Annotated in this window: 9 protein-coding genes, 1 tRNA gene and 1 pseudogene; 5 read left to right on the forward strand and 6 right to left on the reverse strand. The window is 43.2% G+C overall.

Annotated elements, in window-relative coordinates; genetic code table 11:
• Positions 1 to 68 precede the first annotated feature (68 nt).
• The gene (gene mepM / locus A4A68_RS01920) at positions 69 to 1394 is read right to left on the reverse strand and encodes a murein DD-endopeptidase MepM (protein WP_067565960.1); all 1326 of its coding nucleotides are present in this window, start codon (positions 1392 to 1394) and stop codon (positions 69 to 71) included.
• 815 nt (positions 1395 to 2209) lie between these two features.
• Entirely contained in the window at positions 2210 to 4669 is a 2460-nt protein-coding gene (gene plsB, locus A4A68_RS01925; RefSeq protein WP_067565963.1) for a glycerol-3-phosphate 1-O-acyltransferase PlsB, read from the reverse strand.
• 266 nt (positions 4670 to 4935) lie between these two features.
• Here plsB and lexA point away from each other — a divergent pair, with 266 nt between their 5' ends.
• The 4 genes and pseudogenes from lexA (at position 4936) to rppH (ending at position 9347) form a co-directional block, all read left to right on the forward strand.
• Positions 4936 to 5529 (forward strand): transcriptional repressor LexA, encoded by a 594-nt coding sequence (lexA, locus tag A4A68_RS01930; protein WP_067565966.1) that lies wholly within the window; start codon positions 4936 to 4938, stop codon positions 5527 to 5529.
• A 406-nt stretch (positions 5530 to 5935) separates the two neighbouring features.
• On the forward strand, positions 5936 to 6106 hold the full coding sequence (locus A4A68_RS03610; protein WP_197651226.1) for a hypothetical protein: 171 nt from the start codon (positions 5936 to 5938) through the stop codon (positions 6104 to 6106).
• Positions 6103 to 7170, forward strand: a pseudogene (gene cgtA, locus A4A68_RS01940) (Obg family GTPase CgtA); the annotation flags it as partial. The gene A4A68_RS03610 and the pseudogene cgtA, both read left to right, overlap by 4 nt.
• A gap of 1646 nt (positions 7171 to 8816) precedes the next feature.
• Positions 8817 to 9347 carry an RNA pyrophosphohydrolase gene (gene rppH, locus A4A68_RS01945; RefSeq protein WP_067565971.1) on the forward strand — a complete coding sequence of 177 codons (531 nt, stop codon included), beginning with the start codon at positions 8817 to 8819 and terminating at the stop codon, positions 9345 to 9347.
• Positions 9348 to 10022: 675 nt separating this feature from the next.
• On the opposite strand, the gene A4A68_RS01950 is transcribed toward rppH, so the two are convergent.
• The 4 genes from A4A68_RS01950 to A4A68_RS01965 form a co-directional block, all read right to left on the reverse strand.
• On the reverse strand, positions 10023 to 10820 hold the full coding sequence (locus A4A68_RS01950) for a metal-dependent hydrolase (protein WP_067565974.1): 798 nt from the start codon (positions 10818 to 10820) through the stop codon (positions 10023 to 10025).
• Positions 10821 to 10838: 18 nt separating this feature from the next.
• Positions 10839 to 11834, reverse strand: coding sequence for a DNA polymerase III subunit delta' (gene holB, locus A4A68_RS01955; RefSeq protein ID WP_067565977.1), 996 nt, complete (start codon positions 11832 to 11834; stop codon positions 10839 to 10841).
• A complete protein-coding gene (tmk, locus tag A4A68_RS01960) occupies positions 11831 to 12472 on the reverse strand; it encodes a dTMP kinase (RefSeq protein WP_067565980.1) in 642 nt (213 codons plus the stop codon). The genes holB and tmk overlap by 4 nt, the downstream gene beginning before the upstream one ends.
• Positions 12473 to 13404: 932 nt before the next feature.
• Positions 13405 to 13479, reverse strand: a tRNA-Gly gene (locus tag A4A68_RS01965).
• Between the two features lie 521 nt (positions 13480 to 14000).
• Here A4A68_RS01965 and asd point away from each other — a divergent pair.
• Positions 14001 to 14888: an archaetidylserine decarboxylase gene (gene asd, locus A4A68_RS01970; protein WP_067565983.1), complete on the forward strand. Its 888-nt coding sequence runs from the start codon at positions 14001 to 14003 to the stop codon at positions 14886 to 14888.
• The last annotated feature ends 2723 nt before the right edge of the window (positions 14889 to 17611 follow it).

Genomic DNA, 17611 nt, shown 5'->3' on the forward strand with positions numbered 1-17611 from the left:
TGATTTCCGACAGGCAATAGGCCAAGGTTGACGCGGAAAAACGCCTTTTGTAGGCATTTTGCCTTATATTAATTTAACTGCAGCTGTGGCAACATTTGTTTCACTTGAGCAAGATACTCGGTGCGATAACGGCCCGTCAAAATTTCAGTGCGCGGTAGTTTAGCTGTCAGTGGATTGACCGCTTTCTGGTTGATCCACACCTCATAATGAAGATGGGGGCCGGTAGAACGTCCAGTATTTCCAGACAGAGCGATACGATCACCGCGCTGCACTTTCTGTCCTGGTTTTACCAACAGTTTTTTCAGATGCATATAGCGAGTCATATACTGACGAGTATGACGGATAGCCACATAATTTCCAGCAACGCCGTCGCGTTTGCTGACCATCACCTCACCATCTCCTACCGCTAATACCGGTGTACCGATAGGGACAGCAAAATCAACGCCGTGGTGGGGCGCAATACGCCCGGTAACAGGGTTAATTCGGCGCGGGTTAAAATTAGAAGAAACACGGAATTGTTTTACGGTCGGAAAGCGCATAAAACCTCGCGCTAGCCCAGCGGCATCCCGATTATAAAATTTACCGTCATCTGCACGGAAGGCATAATAATCTTTACCTCCACTACGTAAGTGCACGCCAAGTAATTGGCTTTGAGCGTTTTTTCTGTCTAGCATTTCCCTTAAAGTTAATACTGAGAACTGATCACCTTTGCGCAGTTTTCGAAAATCCAGTTGCCACTGCAGAGCTTTGATTGCCGTATTGATATCGTTTTCAGTTAGGCCAGCGGCATGAGCGCTGGTAATAAAACTGCCGTCAAGTTGGCCTGTCAAAGTCGTATTGCGCCATTCACCGGTCATGTTGACAATCCTTTCCCTGAAGATACCGTCAATGCGGTTATAGATTCGCGTTTCACGTCGGGAAACATCCCAGGTTAAGCGCTGCAAATCACCGTCAGCGACCAACGCCCAGGAGAGGGACTGACCTATTTTCAAATTATGCAACGCGGGATTTTGCCGGGATAGTGCGGTGATGTTAGCAATATTAATGCCGTACTGGGTGAGAATGCTACTTAGAGTGTCTCCAGTAGAGACGATGTATTCATGTACGCCCACTTCCCCTTCTGCGCGTTCATTTAGTTCATCTTTTGGAATATCTTCGTCGCTGTCCGGGGATATTTGATCGAAGGGTTCGCTAGCCTCCAGCGCCAATTCGTGCCATTGGTGTTTTTCCGACGGAATAATACAGCTATTAGGTTGTTCTATAACCGAGAAACAGCTATGAGGTCGCCAGACAGCGACGGTTAGTGTAACGATGGTTAACGACTCTACCATGAAACGATAGGGTCGCGGCAGATGATTAAACGCCAGGGCGAAAGAGCGGGCTATCTGCTGCACTAATGACTATCCTCATGTGTTCTTTTTTAAGCAGCGCATGTTATTAGCTCGACAGTGACATATTTGTTCAAAGCGATATCTCTTTCTAATGCGACCAGAGTGCTTATATATACGTTCGTTCCGTGGAAAATAGTAGGCCTAAATTATAGCTTAGCACAATGCAGATTTCTTTTTGTTCAAGAAATTATGTTCTGATTTATGTAAAACTTACGCGTCGCTATATTTCAGAGTTAACATTGACAATGTTAGAAGTCATGGTTCATATTTACTGATAGTAATATGTATGGCTATATGTTTTTATGAGCATATTTTGGTATGTAAATTCAAGTTTTGTTTTTTAATGTTTTTTATCTTACACATAACTAGTAATGTTAAGAAGATCTTATAGACGAGCCCTGCATCAGCAATCTAGATGGTTGCGTTAATTCTGCACATTGCTCGCCTTAAAAACGTGAGTTAAAGCTCGTTTGCTAATGTGATCATAAGCACAAAAAAAGTAGTTAGCGAAGATTATCTTTGTTACGTAGAGGACAGCTTCAACATTAAGCCAGAGCCAGATATTATCGATAACCTGCTTTGATATAATGTTTTAAACGTACCAGAACAGCATTGAGGGCAAATCCAATACTACGGTCGTACCTCTGCATCCGAAACCACGCATGCCAAATCCACGATAATCTAGTGGAAACTGAAACGCTTTCAAACACAGTTGCAAATGCAGGATTATACTCTTGGTGCAACATAAACATTGAACTTTATTGTGCCATAATATTTTTAAAAACAAGTGCATACAAGTGGGTGTAATAGCGTAAGTACTATTTCACCGACAATGCTGCACATTCTGGCTCATTTTCTAATACACTAAAGATTTCAATGGTTCGCAGAACGTCTGGAGTAATTAAATTACTGAGAATATTGCACATTTCACTAACTTTTTCGTCGATGGCATCGCCGGTATCGCTGATATATTCTTCGGCACGCATCGTCGCCACTTGTGTTGAAAATACCGCTGTATCAAAAAATTCCAGCGTGTTAATGTCGTGCAATATTGATAGCCTCTGAGCTATAACCCCACTTTTTTTTGCCAGTGTTCCGCGGTTAATCTGCGGATTGGAACGTAATAAAAAAAAAGTAATAGTATATCGTTGTAGTGTCTCTCTAACAATTGCGGCCAATAGTTGAAGAACACGCAAACGCGTTGGAACTAGATATAGTCGCGTTTCCTGCGTATCTACCAGTCCCTGACGCGCCAATTCGGCAATGAGGCTGTCGATAAGCGGTGGTAACTCTTTCTTGCTATACCGCATAAACAGCTCTGCCTTTAACAGCGGATAAAGTAACGCAATCCGCTTTTGTAACTGAGCGCGCTCGATCCCTGGATAGCCGAAGATGATATTTGCTATCAGCGACGGCAGAATGAAGAGATGTTGAATATTGTTGCGATAATAACTCATCAGCACGGCTTGATCATACGACAAGCAGATAATATCATTAACCGCATCGTGCTTAACAGTAAGCTGATTCATCGCCAACGCATGAGCTAACAACGCTTCTGGCGTTAAATCGGGAACCGTGATGTCCGGTGCATAAGGCACGTTTCGCAATAGCTCAAGATAACAGGCTAGTTGCACCAACAGCTGTGATCTGGTGAGCGAACACTGGCGTGAGGCTAGCAGCACACTGGAGCACAAATTGATAGCATTAACTGCAGCGGCGTTGTTGATCCGAACCATGAGAGTGACAGCAATCTTATCTACCGCCGTAGCCAGCCAGTCTGGGCGCTGTGTTTCTATCAACTCGACAGAATTACGCCACTGCGGCACTTGCTGTGATAACCAAGTCGCCAAGGGAAGGGGGTCGCCAAAGTTAACATAACCCTGACCGAGATTACGTAGTTTGCGTAATCCACGTATCATTTGCCAAAGTCCTTCTTTTTTTTTGACAGCACCACGCAATTCTTTAGCATATGTCGCTACTTCCATCACATGTTCATAGCCGACGTAAATCGGCACCAGCGTAATAAGGCGATTGCTGTTGCGTAACATAGCTTGAATGGTCATTGTTAATGTGCCAGTTTTTGGCTCCTGCAGTCGTCCGGTACGAGAACGGCTGCCTTCTATAAAATATTCCACTGAATAGCCCCGGCTGAATAGCTCTACTAGGTATTCTCGAAAAATTGTAGAATAAAGCTTATTACTTTTGAAAGTGCGACGAATAAAAAATGCACCTAAGCGGCGGAAAATCGGTCCCGCCGGCCAGAAATTGAGATTAATGCCGGCGGCGATATGTGGTGGTGCTAGCCCTTGATGGTAAAGCACATAAGAAAGCAGAAGATAATCCATGTGGCTTCGGTGACAAGGAACATAAACGATCTTGTGGCCCTCTTCAGCTAGCTGACGTATCAGTTCGGCGTTATGTGCGTGCAATCCTTGGTAAAGTCGGTTCCAGGTCCAACTCAGAATCCGGTCGGAAAGACGGATCGCTTCATACGAGAAGTTAGCGGCAATTTCTTCCATAAGTTCCATAGCGTTCTTCCGCGCCTTTTTTCCCGAAATTTTCTTACTACGTTCCTCATCTTTCACTGCTTTTTTAATAGCTTTAGATGCCAACAGCTTATTGAACAAATCCTGTCGTACAGGTAGGCTCGGTCCAACCGATACTAGGCGCTGCCGGGCAAAGCGCATGCACACTACCCTGGCTAGTTTTCTGGCGCGAGACTTATCGGTACCGTGCTCGTTGGCAATATAGCGTAACGATAGAGGCCGCAAAAAACGCACGAAACTGTCACGTCCGAGCCATAATACCGTGAAAAATTTTTTAATACCGTTTAGCAAATGCAACTGTGATGCTTGCTTGTCGGCTTGAGACTCCCGACCGGGTGAACGGCCAAACATGACCGATACCGGAACCAATTGTACATCCAAAGTAGGATTGAAGCGGTGCAAATCAAGGTAGTTGCGAAATAGAGACGCGGACCGTGGTTTCTTTGTATACCATGTTTGCATGTGTGGGCCATCATGTATAAAAACACAACGTGGCAAGGTGACACCGTTGATATCAAGCGATGCCAGTGGATCTGGTAAACCCTGCTTCAAGCATTGTATGCGAAGGGTAAGTAAGTCCATTTTAGAGTTATAATGCAGCACATATACTATAGGCCCCCGGAGATTGAGATCAGCTTCAGCGCGCGGATCAGCCGGAAGCACTTTACTTTTTACTAGTAACTTTAGTGGTAAATTCAACAAGATATAATAAATTCTACGCCAACCTGACATGTCTCTGTGCAGCCCCTTGTTAGCAATGCAACGCAAGCATACCAGAAACTGTATAGTTGATCTTTGGCGTTGCTCTTGTTTGAAGTCATGGTATTAGCGGTTGCAAGTATTTCGCACAAAAATAATGCCTGTCAGATTTGAGTTTTTGGTACTTACTAGTAGTTTTTGGGCATGAATGACGCTCTATTTCGCGTGTTTTAGTTTTCAATGAAGAATAACCTGTATATACTCTCATAAAACTGTATAAACAAACAGGAAATAATGGAATGAAAGCGCTAACTGCTAGACAGCGAGAAGTTTTTAACCTGATTCGAGATTATATCACGCAAATTGGCATACCCCCAACACGTGCAGAGATTGCGTTGCGTTTAGGATTTCGTTCACATAATGCGGCGGAAGAACATTTGAAAGCTTTGGCACGCAAGGGGGCCATTGAAATTATCCCCGGCGTGTCACGCGGCATTCGGTTAATGACAGAAGAAAAAAGCAATTTGCCACTGATCAAGTGCGTGACTACCAATAATTCCTTGATTACAAGGAACTGTCAGATTGGTCCTGCCCTGTTTGAACCTCATGCAGACTTTCTGCTGCGAATGAGCGGCATGTCAATGAAAGATATTGGCATCATCGACGGCGATCTTTTAGCGGTACATAAAACGCAAGACGTCCGCGATAGCCAAGTTATTGTGGCACGTATTGATAATAATATCACAGTCAAGCGGTTAAAACGCCAGGGTCACATAGTGAAACTATTACCGGAAAATAATGAATTTTGTCCAATTATAGTAGATCTACGGCATCAAGAGCTGATTATTGAAGGGCTAGCAGTTGGCGTAATACGCAACAGGAATTGGCTTTAATACGTTCACTGCAAGAGGAGCGTAATGTTTTTCTGTTTCACTTCAAACTCCATATTTCACTTTAAGATCCATATTTATAACCTTGATTTTTTCATCAAGCAAAATGCGCCGTTGGATTTTTATGCGTCTATTGCATATGAGTGTTTTCTAGGCACTTTCAGGACTATATGAAAACATCGAGACTAGTATATTAAGACAAAATTATAATTAAATTCACTTAAACCATGCCAGAATTGGTCAAATTTAAGTGTGTAGCGTTGAGCTCCTGATGCTGAATGACAATCACATTGAACTCCATTGTAAATGTATAAACAACTAATACATTAAGCATGATTTTGAATTGTTGAACGGCAATGGCAAAAGTATTGTTCTGCTGCTGTATATTTTTTGTATAAAAGCGCTAACGATGGTAGCAAAACCTCTGACGCTTCTGCAATTAACCGGAAGCAACTGGCTTGTCTATTATTCTTGCGCCCTGAATGCCTTGATGGAACACGCGGTACTATCGGAAGTGATACGCTTTGCAGCGCAACGTTTATCAAGTCGTCGGCAAATCAGTTTTGGAGAATTAGCATGAAGTTTATTGATGAAGTCACCATTCTAGTAGCGGCGGGTGACGGCGGTAATGGGTGCGTCAGTTTCCTCCGGGGGAAATATATCCCTCGAGGAGGACCAGACGGTGGTGATGGTGGTAACGGTGGTGATGTATGGCTGTTAGCGGATGCAAACCTGAACACTCTCATTGATTACCGTTTTAAAAAAAACTTTTACGCTGAGCGCGGTCAAGACGGTCAAAGTCGTCATTGTACCGGAAAGCGAGGCAAAAACCTCATCATCAAAGTACCAATAGGGACCTGTGTACGAGATTTTGACACTAATGAAGTCATAGGCGACATGACTCGCCACGCACAGCGACTGATGGTGGCTAAAGGTGGCTTTCACGGGTTAGGCAATATGCGATTTAAATCATCGATCAATCGGGCGCCGAGAAAGAAAACAGATGGCACTAAAGGCGAGGTTAGGAGGATTCAGCTGGCGCTAATGCTTTTAGCAGATGCAGGTATGCTCGGTTTGCCAAATGCCGGCAAGTCTACGTTTATCCGGGCAATATCGTCGGCTAAACCTAAGGTAGCTGATTATCCGTTTACTACGCTAGCGCCGAGTTTAGGTGTAGTTCGTATGAATAACGAACAAAGCTTCGTAGTGGCGGATCTTCCAGGGCTTATCGAGGGTGCGGCTGATGGGGCAGGTTTGGGGATACGCTTTCTTAAGCATTTGGATCGTTGTCGGGTGTTGCTGCATCTTATCGACCTCGCTCCGATGGATGAATCCGATCCGCTGGAAAATGCCCGAATCATAATTACTGAGCTAGAACGCTATAGTGAAAACTTAGCCGTTAAACCGTGCTGGCTAGTGTTTAATAAAATAGATTTACTTAATCCGAAGGAAGCAGCTTCGCTTGCTAGTGCTATCGTAAAAGGGCTTGGCTGGAAAGAGAAATACTACTTGATTTCCGCTGCTAATCGTGACGGCGTGCAGGCATTGTGCTGGGATGTGATAACATTTATTAATGCCTGTTCTAAAGAACAAGCGGAGTTAGAAGCCGCACCGGAAAAAATCGAATTCATATGGAATAATTACGGAAATTGAAGTAATGTTGGATGATGATTAAGATGAAGACGATGTAAAACCATCAATTTTCTTCTTGCTTATAAATGATGAGGTTTCTATATAGTATGAGTGAACTATGACTGGCAATAGTTGCTTTTCCGGCACGCCATAACTGCTAACTCTAGCAGACTTACTATGCGCTGTTGCTACTCGAATGTTTTTCGGTCCACAAGATGTTTTTGGCGATTCCCTCACAGCAATTTTCTTACCTTCGGTTCTGCTTGGACCTCCTGTGTTTCAGGTTGCTGTAACGGTTTTTATAGTACCGGATCACTTGATCTGCGCTGCATAATATATTATTTCATTGTAATTAATTCGAATATCAAGATTGGTTCACCTACTCTCAATAATAATCATCACTTAAATACTAATCCTCTTTCTTGTTACGATGCAGTTCGACGTCATGGTCGCTTTGTATTGAAAGTTAAACGCTTACATCTGTAAATGATATTTGAAAACGTTCTAGTTGCATTTTCGCTATTAAGGGGCTCAACAAAATATCCATCTCCGTTATGGCAATAAATAATTCTGGACACAAAGATATAGACCAAGCATTGGAAATGCCTGTAATGGTGGTAATGCTATTTTTGTATATTAAGGACATTACGCCACAAGTAAGTAGCGAATAGCATCAGCCTAATGCAGAAACAGTAATCTGTTGTAAAGCAGACAATAACTTTAGCATTAATGGATGTCGTCACGAATTAAACGCAGACAATTAATTATTCTTTTTTTTGGTCATGATTTTGTCGATAGCTAACAAACGAAAATACAATCATCACAGCCAATGTCACGCCAGTAGTTGATCGGTGCAGTTTTCAAGTAAAATCACGAAACATAAGAATCGGCTGGCCAAATTTATATGGTAATCATGCACGACTATTGACAATTTTTGCCGTCGTTGCAGAGTACTTTGTTATGGTTAACGGTGATCTATTTGATTTTTGCTAATATGATTAGACATATATCAATTCTTTCCAGTCATGTCGTAGCCGTAGCTCTTCCTCCGAGTCTGGACGCCACAATAGCGGCATTTTAATATGATAATATACTAGTGGGATCGTTCATTAACCTTCAATCAGCTCCAGAACATCCGAGCTGATTTGCAGCGTAGGTATCTGCTTTCTCAAGTTACGCCACGATTGCCAGTCAGTGACGCTACATAGATAAAGTAATTTCTAACAGCTAGTTGTCTACGTGTGTTTATCGAAATAGGTTTTAACTCAACACTGATAGTGACAAAATCTTGCTCAAGCTTACTGCCGGTGCTAGCACCGTGAAAGTGCTTTATAGATTGGAAATAGTACAAGATAAACACAATTTCTATTGACAGCTTTGTCGACACCATTGTAGCTAATATATCCATTATTTTGAGGCGCAGATCTGTTATGCATGGATAACAGTTCCAACACTTAATTCATCTCATCTAGATTTTCGCACATATCTATTATCTATAGATATGTGCATAAAGTGATTAGTGATGCCATTATCTTTTTTATAAGCTTGGTGCTACAAAGGCATATTCGCCTATACTAAGTAAAAATCAGTAATTTATCCTATACAAAGAGATTGAAACAATTGGAGCATCTTATATTTTATGTAGCTGAGGTAGTCCGGTGATCGATGATGATGGCTATCGCCAAAATGTTGGTATTGTAATTTGTAATCTCGACGGACAGGTGCTGTGGGCCAGGCGCTCTGGGCAACATTCTTGGCAGTTCCCACAAGGCGGTATCAATGCTGATGAGACCGCAAAACAGGCGATGTACCGCGAGTTATTTGAGGAAGTCGGCTTGAGTCGCAAAGATGTACGCATTTTGGCTTCGACGCGAAACTGGCTGCGGTATCAGATTCCCAAACGACTCGTGCGTTGGGACACCAAGCCGGTATGTATTGGTCAGAAGCAAAAATGGTTTTTACTACAGATTTTATGTTCGGATGCTGATATCAATATGCAGCGCGGAGGGGTCCCCGAATTCGACAATTGGGGCTGGGTTAACTTCTGGTATCCAGCACGTCAGGTCGTTTCTTTTAAACGGGACGTTTACCGCAGGGTAATGAAGGAATTTTCTTGTGTGGTGATGTCACTACACAAAACTGCAGCGCAACGTACCATATTGCCATATTATAGACGAAAAAGAGGCTAAATCACGAAAATTATGCTTTCGCGTTTGCGAGGAATCGTTGAACAAGTGTAACTGTGCTATGTTTCCGGATGTACCAAAAATTCTAGATAATAAAGTCTGTCAAACAATGACATCTGATCGGTGCGTTTAACCAATCAATGACGCTAACTTTTTCTTAGGAGATTATCGGCCTAGTCAATGGTCAACTGAGCTAATTAATATCATATATACCTACTTCAAGTTGAATTGCATTCCGGCGTGAAAGAAGAATGCTTCTGCTTTTTGTCTATTTTATCACCGCCAGTTGTGCGGTTTATTGGCGGGCGGTACATCAGCATATGAAACTCGTTTCAGTATCTAGATCCAAAACACTACCTTAATAAAGAATCTGTTATTCTTCGCGACACCGCTCCGTTCTTTTTTTCTATCAGAAACTAAGGGGCGCTTCTTGCCAAACAACATCGTATTGACGATGTGTTGACATTAACAAAACCTGTTATTTTAAAGCAATACCATGGTATTGCATCCTTCGTTAGTTTTTGACTTTTGACGACAGCCTGTCAAGATTGACTGATTTTTGCAAGTGAGCAAAATATATTCACAATATTACTCTTAAAGTACGTAAACTGGCGGACTCTGAAAAAGAAAGCACTCAGGATAAACTGATATTTAGAGCTGATGAGATCATTAATTGCACTAACTGGCATTAATGTATGGCTGCATATCGACATGGAACAAACGACCGAAATTATCGGTAGTAGCAACCGCTACCTGGAGCAAGGAGACGCCTTTTAGCATTGCTATATATTCCGCCACATCACGCAGGTAAGCCGGCTGATTCTCTTTGCCTCGATAAGGTACAGGCGCTAGATAGGGAGAATCGGTTTCTATTAGTAATCGATCTAGAGGAACAAAGCGCGCTGTTTTGCGTAGCGCTTCGGCGTTGCGAAAGGTAATGATTCCGGAGAACGAAATATAAAAGCCCAGGTCCAACAGCGATTTGGCTGTCGCGCAATTTTCAGTGCAGCAGTGCAATACGCCGCCGCACTCATACGCATGTTCTTCGCGAAGGATAGCGAGCGTATCTTCGCGCGCGCTGCGGGTGTGCACGATTACCGGCTTATTCAGTGCGCGGCCTACGCGGATATGTTCGCGGAACACCGCCTGCTGCTGCGTCTTATTATCCTGCTGATAATAATAGTCTAAGCCCGTTTCACCAAGTGCTACTACACTCTCTCCCGCTGCTAAACGCCACAGTTCAGCAGAATCGTAAGGCTCATAGAGATTCAAGGGATGAATGCCACAGGATAGCAGTACATCATCTCGGTGGCCGATCATTGTCGTCATGACATGAAAGCCTGAGAGCGTAGTACATACCGACAGCATCAATTTCACAGCACGCGCGCGGGCCTTATCTGCGATATCGGCCACATCCCGGTGCAGAGTTTGGTAATTCAGGCTATCGAGGTGACAGTGGGAATCGACTAGAAACATAGTGAGATCTTTTCTGCATTATAAGGTCATGCGAACGTCTGCTATACCTTGTTCCCAATTGAGCAAATAGTGGGTCAGTAAGAGTTCACGATTGACACCGCTTATTTCTTGCCACTGACGAAGACATTGCGACCATTGTTGCCACTGTGCGTGCAATACCCCTATCGTCCAACGCGCGGACAGCATAGCTATCAGATCCGTCATGTCTGCGTTGACCAAAAAACCCTGAGCGCCCTGTTGCCATTTAAGCGCATCGCTTATCAAGCTGAGCAGCCAGTGTAGTGGACTATCATCTTTATCCCGGTTCAACACCGACAAAAGCGTTAAAAAGTCGCCACTGTCGTGCGCTTCATATAACGCCTCGCGTAGTGCCAGCCGCTCTTGCCAACGTTTCGGCTGAAGTAATGCTTCTGCCGCTACCGGCGCGTTAGTACACAGCCGCAGTGCGGTACAAGCAAACAATAGATTAGTAAAACCCGCCTGTTGTAACCAGCGTAGGCCTATCGCTGTGTCAGGGGTCGGCAGTAGACAATAGAAACAACGGCTTCTAAGCGTCGGCAATAAGCGTGACGGTGTCTGGCAGACTAGCAGGAAATAAGTATCTGCCGGCGGCTCTTCTAAAGTTTTCAATAGGGCGTTAGCCGCCTTTTCGCTGAGTAGCTCGGCCTGCGGCAACCATACTACTTTTACCCCGCCCAGACGCGCGCGACCATACACGCTGTCGATAATAACGCGAATATCATCTACCCCAAGACTTTGACGGCCTTTTTCCAGCTCCAGCTGATAAAAATCAGGATGATTGCCAGCTATCATAAGTCGGCAGCTATGGCAAACACCGCAGCTCTTGATGCCGTTCGGATGTCGGCATATCAGCCAGCGGCTCAGCGCATAGCGTAACGACGCCTCTCCGTTGCCAGGCTGGCTGTGCAACAGTAAAGCATGGTGCCCGCTTGCTTGTTGATAGCACGTCAGGATCTGCTGATAAGGACTGTTTAACCAAGGATACCATTTCATGAAGACAACGCCTGTGCTCGTAACCATTGCATAAGTTGATAACGAAGAGCAGTGCTCACTGCGGCAAGCGGCTGCGTAGCGTCAAGAGTGACGATCCGATCGTCTTCCGCCGCCAGCGCTCGATAACGTGCGCGAATGCGGCCGAAAAATGCCAGCGATTCCATCTCAATACGATCTAGCTCACTGCGGGCGCGGGCGCGTGCTAAACCTAACGCGGGAGGAATATCTAGATACAGCGTTAAATCTGGGCGAAAATCCCCCAATACCGCATCGCGCAAAGTTTGCAACAAATGCGCATCTATACCGCGTCCCCCGCCTTGATAAGCTTGGGAAGAAAGATCGTGTCGATCTCCCACTACCCAGGCGCCTCGTGCCAGCGCTGGCTTAATAATACTTTCCACCAGCTGTGCTCGTGCGGCATAGAGCATAAGCAATTCTGCACGGTCGGTTACAGGTTCTTTACGCACTCCGTTTTTGATAAGCATACGCAGCGCCTCCGCCAGAGGCGTGCCGCCTGGCTCGCGGGTAAAAACGATATTGTGAATACCCTGCTCCCGAAGGACATTAACCACCTGAGTGATAGCGCTAGTCTTACCGGCGCCTTCCATCCCTTCAATCACGATGAATTTACTATTCATAATTTTCCTTCTCATTTTACCGTTGCCGATATTATTGCCCTGATGACGGCTTGCCAGTGTACTCGTTGGCAACGAAATAGAGATAGGTGCCTCTTTCCAGACGCGCAGAGATTTTTAAATTAGATCGATATAATTTTATTTCGGTATGTAGCCAATTGATAAACACCGAGATTATCCGCGCTCGTTCTTTTGTCAGTAAATATCCGCCTGCGATGAGGTGTCGGCAGCCCTTTGGCTTGTCATCCCTAGCAAATTTCGCTACGAGTTCTTTGTGTGTTGGCGCGTTTGAAAAACGCACTATCACGGGTTGCCTTACGCTATCCAGTATTTTACAGCCAATATTTTCGGAATAACGCTCTGCGGCGCTTGTTGCAAATAGAGCACGTGTGCAAGCACATTAACCATCTTGAGATATCGACCCTAAAGCGGATGCAATCGCAAAAAATCACATACCGCGCTTTCAGCTTTAGTTGATAAGTGCCGATTTAGCAGCACAAACCTTGGTTTTAGGTTTATCAACTAGAACAATTAGCCAACATGCCACAGTAAATGCTACTGGCAGTATCTTTTCAGGCCATTGTGTTTGATATCAACTAGCAGTAATTGTTTATTACTTGCAAAGCAATAACTTTACAGAGAAGTAAACAATAGACAGTCGGCGCAAAAGGACCAACTAATGGTAGTGTTCTATTATCAAGTTTTGCCCTTCTAATTCAGCCATGCTAAGCGGCTACAACAACGTCTTGTCGCCTGGCGTTTCTCAATAGCAGAAAAGCTACAGGTGTAGGTTAGTGTGAATACCTTGCCGCCGTTGCCTGAGTATTTTTGGACCAACTGCGACCCCCACAAAAGTACGATGAAGCGGGCTTCAAAAGACTCGAAAGTGAGCACCTGTAAGAAACAGGCGACATAGAAACATTTAGAATAAGAATTGGAGCGGGAAACGAGATTTGAACTCGCGACCCCAACCTTGGCAAGGTTGTGCTCTACCACTGAGCTATTCCCGCTTTGACATAACACAGAGATCTAACGTCACCGGATAATTATAACGGAAATTGTGCACCGTTGCAAGTCTTTCAATGTTTTAAAACTGTTTGTTGTTGAGATTGACTTAAGATTACTGATATACAGTTTTTCTACCTAGGACTTACAAGCAGATATAATTCTCGAGATAATGGGCAAGTTTTGCCAACGATAATTATTCTTTGGAACCATAAGTGTTGTAGTACTGGCTTTGTGTACATGCCGACGTAAATGACATCTAGTGCGCGAATTGAGTCTGCAGTATTTGGTGCCGGAACGACAGCGCTCCGCAATTTTATTAAATTTTATGAAGTATCTAATAATCTACAAATTCCGCGCTTACTGTCATGATACCGATTCCGGATACACACAATGCAGTATGCAGTGGAAGATCTCCTCAATAATGATTATTGCGTTAATGTCAGCATGTCATTCTTTGCTTGCAATGCTGTTGCCGCTACAATGTAGTCTATTTTGATCACACACATAAAAAGAACGAGGTCCCATGCTAGAGAGGGTAAAGATAGCTTTACAGCCTTTACTGCCTAAACGTTGGCTGACAGAGTTGGCAGGTTGGGTGGCTGAACGCCGTGGCGGCTGGCTAACCTACGGGTTCATTATGCTGTTTGTCCGATGGTATAAAATTAACATGCAGGAAGCACAACAGCCGGATATGGCCGCCTACCCAACTTTTAATGCGTTTTTTGTTCGGCCGCTGCGTGATGAAGTTAGACTCATTGATGCTGATCCCACCGTGCTAGTTTTGCCGGCGGATGGGATTATTTCCCAACTCGGTTCTATTGAGGGCGAGAAGATATTTCAGGCAAAAAGACATTATTATAGCTTGGAAGCGTTGCTGGCCGGCAACAAGCCCATGATCGCCCGATTTTGCGATGGCAATTTTATCACCATTTATCTTGCTCCATGCGACTATCATCGCGTGCATATGCCTTGTAATGGTGCGTTACGCGAAATGTTATACGTGCCGGGGACATTGTTTTCTGTAAATCCACTGATGGCCGCGAATATCCCTAATCTGTTCGCCCGCAACGAGCGGGTTCTCTGCCTTTTCGACACCGATTTTGGTTCGATGATGCAGATTCTGGTCGGGGCAACCATTGTTGGTAGTATTGAAACTGTATGGGCAGGGACAATTACGCCGCCACGGGAGCGAATTATCAAGCGCTGGCGCTATCCTCAGGCAAACGCCGACGGGGCGGTAGTGCTTCTAAAAGGCCAGGAAATGGGACGTTTTAAGCTGGGTTCTACCGTTATCAACCTCTTTTCTGGTAAAAATGTGCAGCTAGGTGAACATCTGTATCCCCGATACGTCACCCGCGTCGGTCAGCAATTGGCTCGCGGCATTGTGCAAACTGATAGCCCGCTGACTTGATGCATCTAGGTGATTGCTAGTTTTCCTGCGTTTATCCGTTAGCTCTGTGTCGAAAAGACGACGAATCAGATATTGCTTCGACCTAGACTTTTCAACGATGCATTACATCAGCGGTTCTTTCGACCAAGCATCGAACATACATTAGACTGTCGTCGATACAGCAATGCATACCTCTGGATGTAGAGGTGCACTTACACGACGAAAATCTGCTTAATAACAATTCAGTACTCACCATAAACAAATTACTGATCACAAATATGGATGCTGCTTAGCATAAGTGTAATGTCTGATACTGCTGATTGCAGTAGTCGCTTTAGACGTACTCAAATAGTTAATTGCAGACTATTTGCTGGCCTGACCGGGCAGTAATAGTAATTACATTCTTAAATAAGATACAACATAAAGGGAATACAGCTTGTGATTTTACTACAAAAAAAGTAAAAGCATTATCATAAGTTCAATAGTAATTGTTTTACGAAAATTTAGTAGTGCGATACATTACAATTCTGTCTTCCAAAGTGCGTCCTCTTTTTTGGCAACCATTTAGATTCGATTTATTATGACATAAGCTCTTTGTGACGGCAGCACTCAGAATATATATAACTATTGTTTCGTTTTTCCTAACAAAAGAACTTAATGCCTATCTTTAAATTATAAACAGCCATAGCCGAGGTCAGAGATCCTAAACAAGTCTCACTTGCGGCGTTACTTGCTTAATAATGAAGGCACATCCTCATTTTGCGAGATAATGATTAAAATGTTTTTGCGCATAATCTCTCTAATAAGAGGTTCAATTGCTTTTTTAGCCACTTGACATCACGCTAGTAAGTCACTATCGCCTAATTCAGGCTATCGTAACTTTCCTGTATAATTCCGCGTCATGTCCTTTTCTGTCAAGTGTTGTACTGCTCCTATTCCGCGATTACCTCATACGAAAAACTTTAATAAATTTTATTCTTACGACAATCGCTCACACAAAAAGCATCTGTAGGCGCGATATCCAACTTGGGAACAATAAAATTGAATTATCAGGAAACTTTATTGAAAAGTATTAGAAAATATAAGGTGTTGGAGTCATCAGTTAGCAATCAGTATTGGTTATTGGTTTTAAAAAACAAAAGATAGAAAACTAGAAGTTTTGAATCACGACCAGTAGTTGTGAGAAGTAATCTCTGGCGAGATCTTTAGCCGCAATAACAAAAAGAGACGCAGCATCATATTGCTATTTGACTAGTGTCTAATACTGACGGATCAAATGAGAGGTAGTCCTGCCAATAGGTGATTGAATCATGCGGATATAAATTTCACGGTTGCCAAAAGTATATTGGCCATCGTCTAACTACGTGACCTGATTATGGAGTGACGCTGAGAAAGCAAAATAACAAGAAATTTGCTAGGCTAGCGTTATTTTTAATTATTTGCTATTTATTTTACTAAATTCACCTTTTATGACCATGAAAAGTAGGCGCTCAAAAGTTTGTACAGAATGCACGTATTTTCTGATACATTTGATTTATAAGATCTTTCAACAATGTTATTATATTGCTCTTATTTTTTAAAAGAGACTGACTTTAGCGCTTTATATTAAAAGGTGAATCGATAAAAACAAGCTAAAATCTCAGCTATCAACCACATTACCCTCTTTTATATCCGATTTTAAACAGAAGATACTAATAAATATTGTTGACTATCTTATTGATAGTCAGGGTATTTTCCGGAATAATTTTAAAAGCAATACATAATCTATTGTGCAAAAAGAAACCATGTCTGTGTCGGTCAGCGAGGAGCCTGTTTTTTTTGACGGAGTGAATGTGCAATATCATTCCAATGAATGCGCCACCTTGTAGCTTTAAGCTGTGCTGTAAGGGTAACCATTGCTTAATCTATCTATCCCGGCACTTTCGACCCGTTGACTAATGGTTATTTAAGTTTGGTGATTCGCACCGAAAAACATTTGATGTTATCGTACTGGCGATTGCAGTTAATTATAAAAAGCACCCGCTTTTGGTTTAGGTAAAACGAATCTTTTTAGCAATACAGATTACCGCTCACCTACTCAATGTAATAGTCACAGACTTTAGTAATCTGATAGCTGACTTCGTTCGACAGCAGTAGGCGAATATCTACACTCTCGGCGTGTGACAATGACGGATCTCGATCATGAAATGCAGCTAGAGAAAATAAATCGTCATCTGACGCTGGCGATAAAAATGGTGTTTATGCTACCACTGAGGCCTGGTCTTATATTTCTCCCATCTTGATGAAAGATGTAAGCGCTACACGGCAAAGATGTAGACCACTTTCTTCCTGCATTTGTTGCTAAAAAAGTTCGAGTGTGGCTGCAATATGAGCTTGTGTTCCTGCCTCAACTACGTGACTGCAGTAGAACTCATTTATAAGATTTTGTTAAACTGAAGTAGTTACATAAGTAAAAATGATCACAATAATTGAAGTATTATGGCCCATACGAGGCCTGTACTTAGAATGTTTATGCTTCAAAAAAGAACAACTAGTGCTAATGCTCGTCTTTAACTTATAACGCGACCTAATACCGATAGTGAAAATTGTCAGTTTGCTGTGTCGGGGAAACGAGATTGTAAAAAAGAATAACAAGTTTCCGTTGTAGAAAGTATTATAATTACTGAGTTGCGTAACTTTCTTTGCGGTCAATCAGTAATGTTAACTTCTAGTATTTACCGACTAAAAACTTAGTCGGGTGGAGC

The sequence above is a fragment of the Candidatus Doolittlea endobia genome, from assembly GCF_900039485.1.
Lineage (GTDB): Bacteria > Pseudomonadota > Gammaproteobacteria > Enterobacterales > Enterobacteriaceae > Doolittlea > Doolittlea endobia.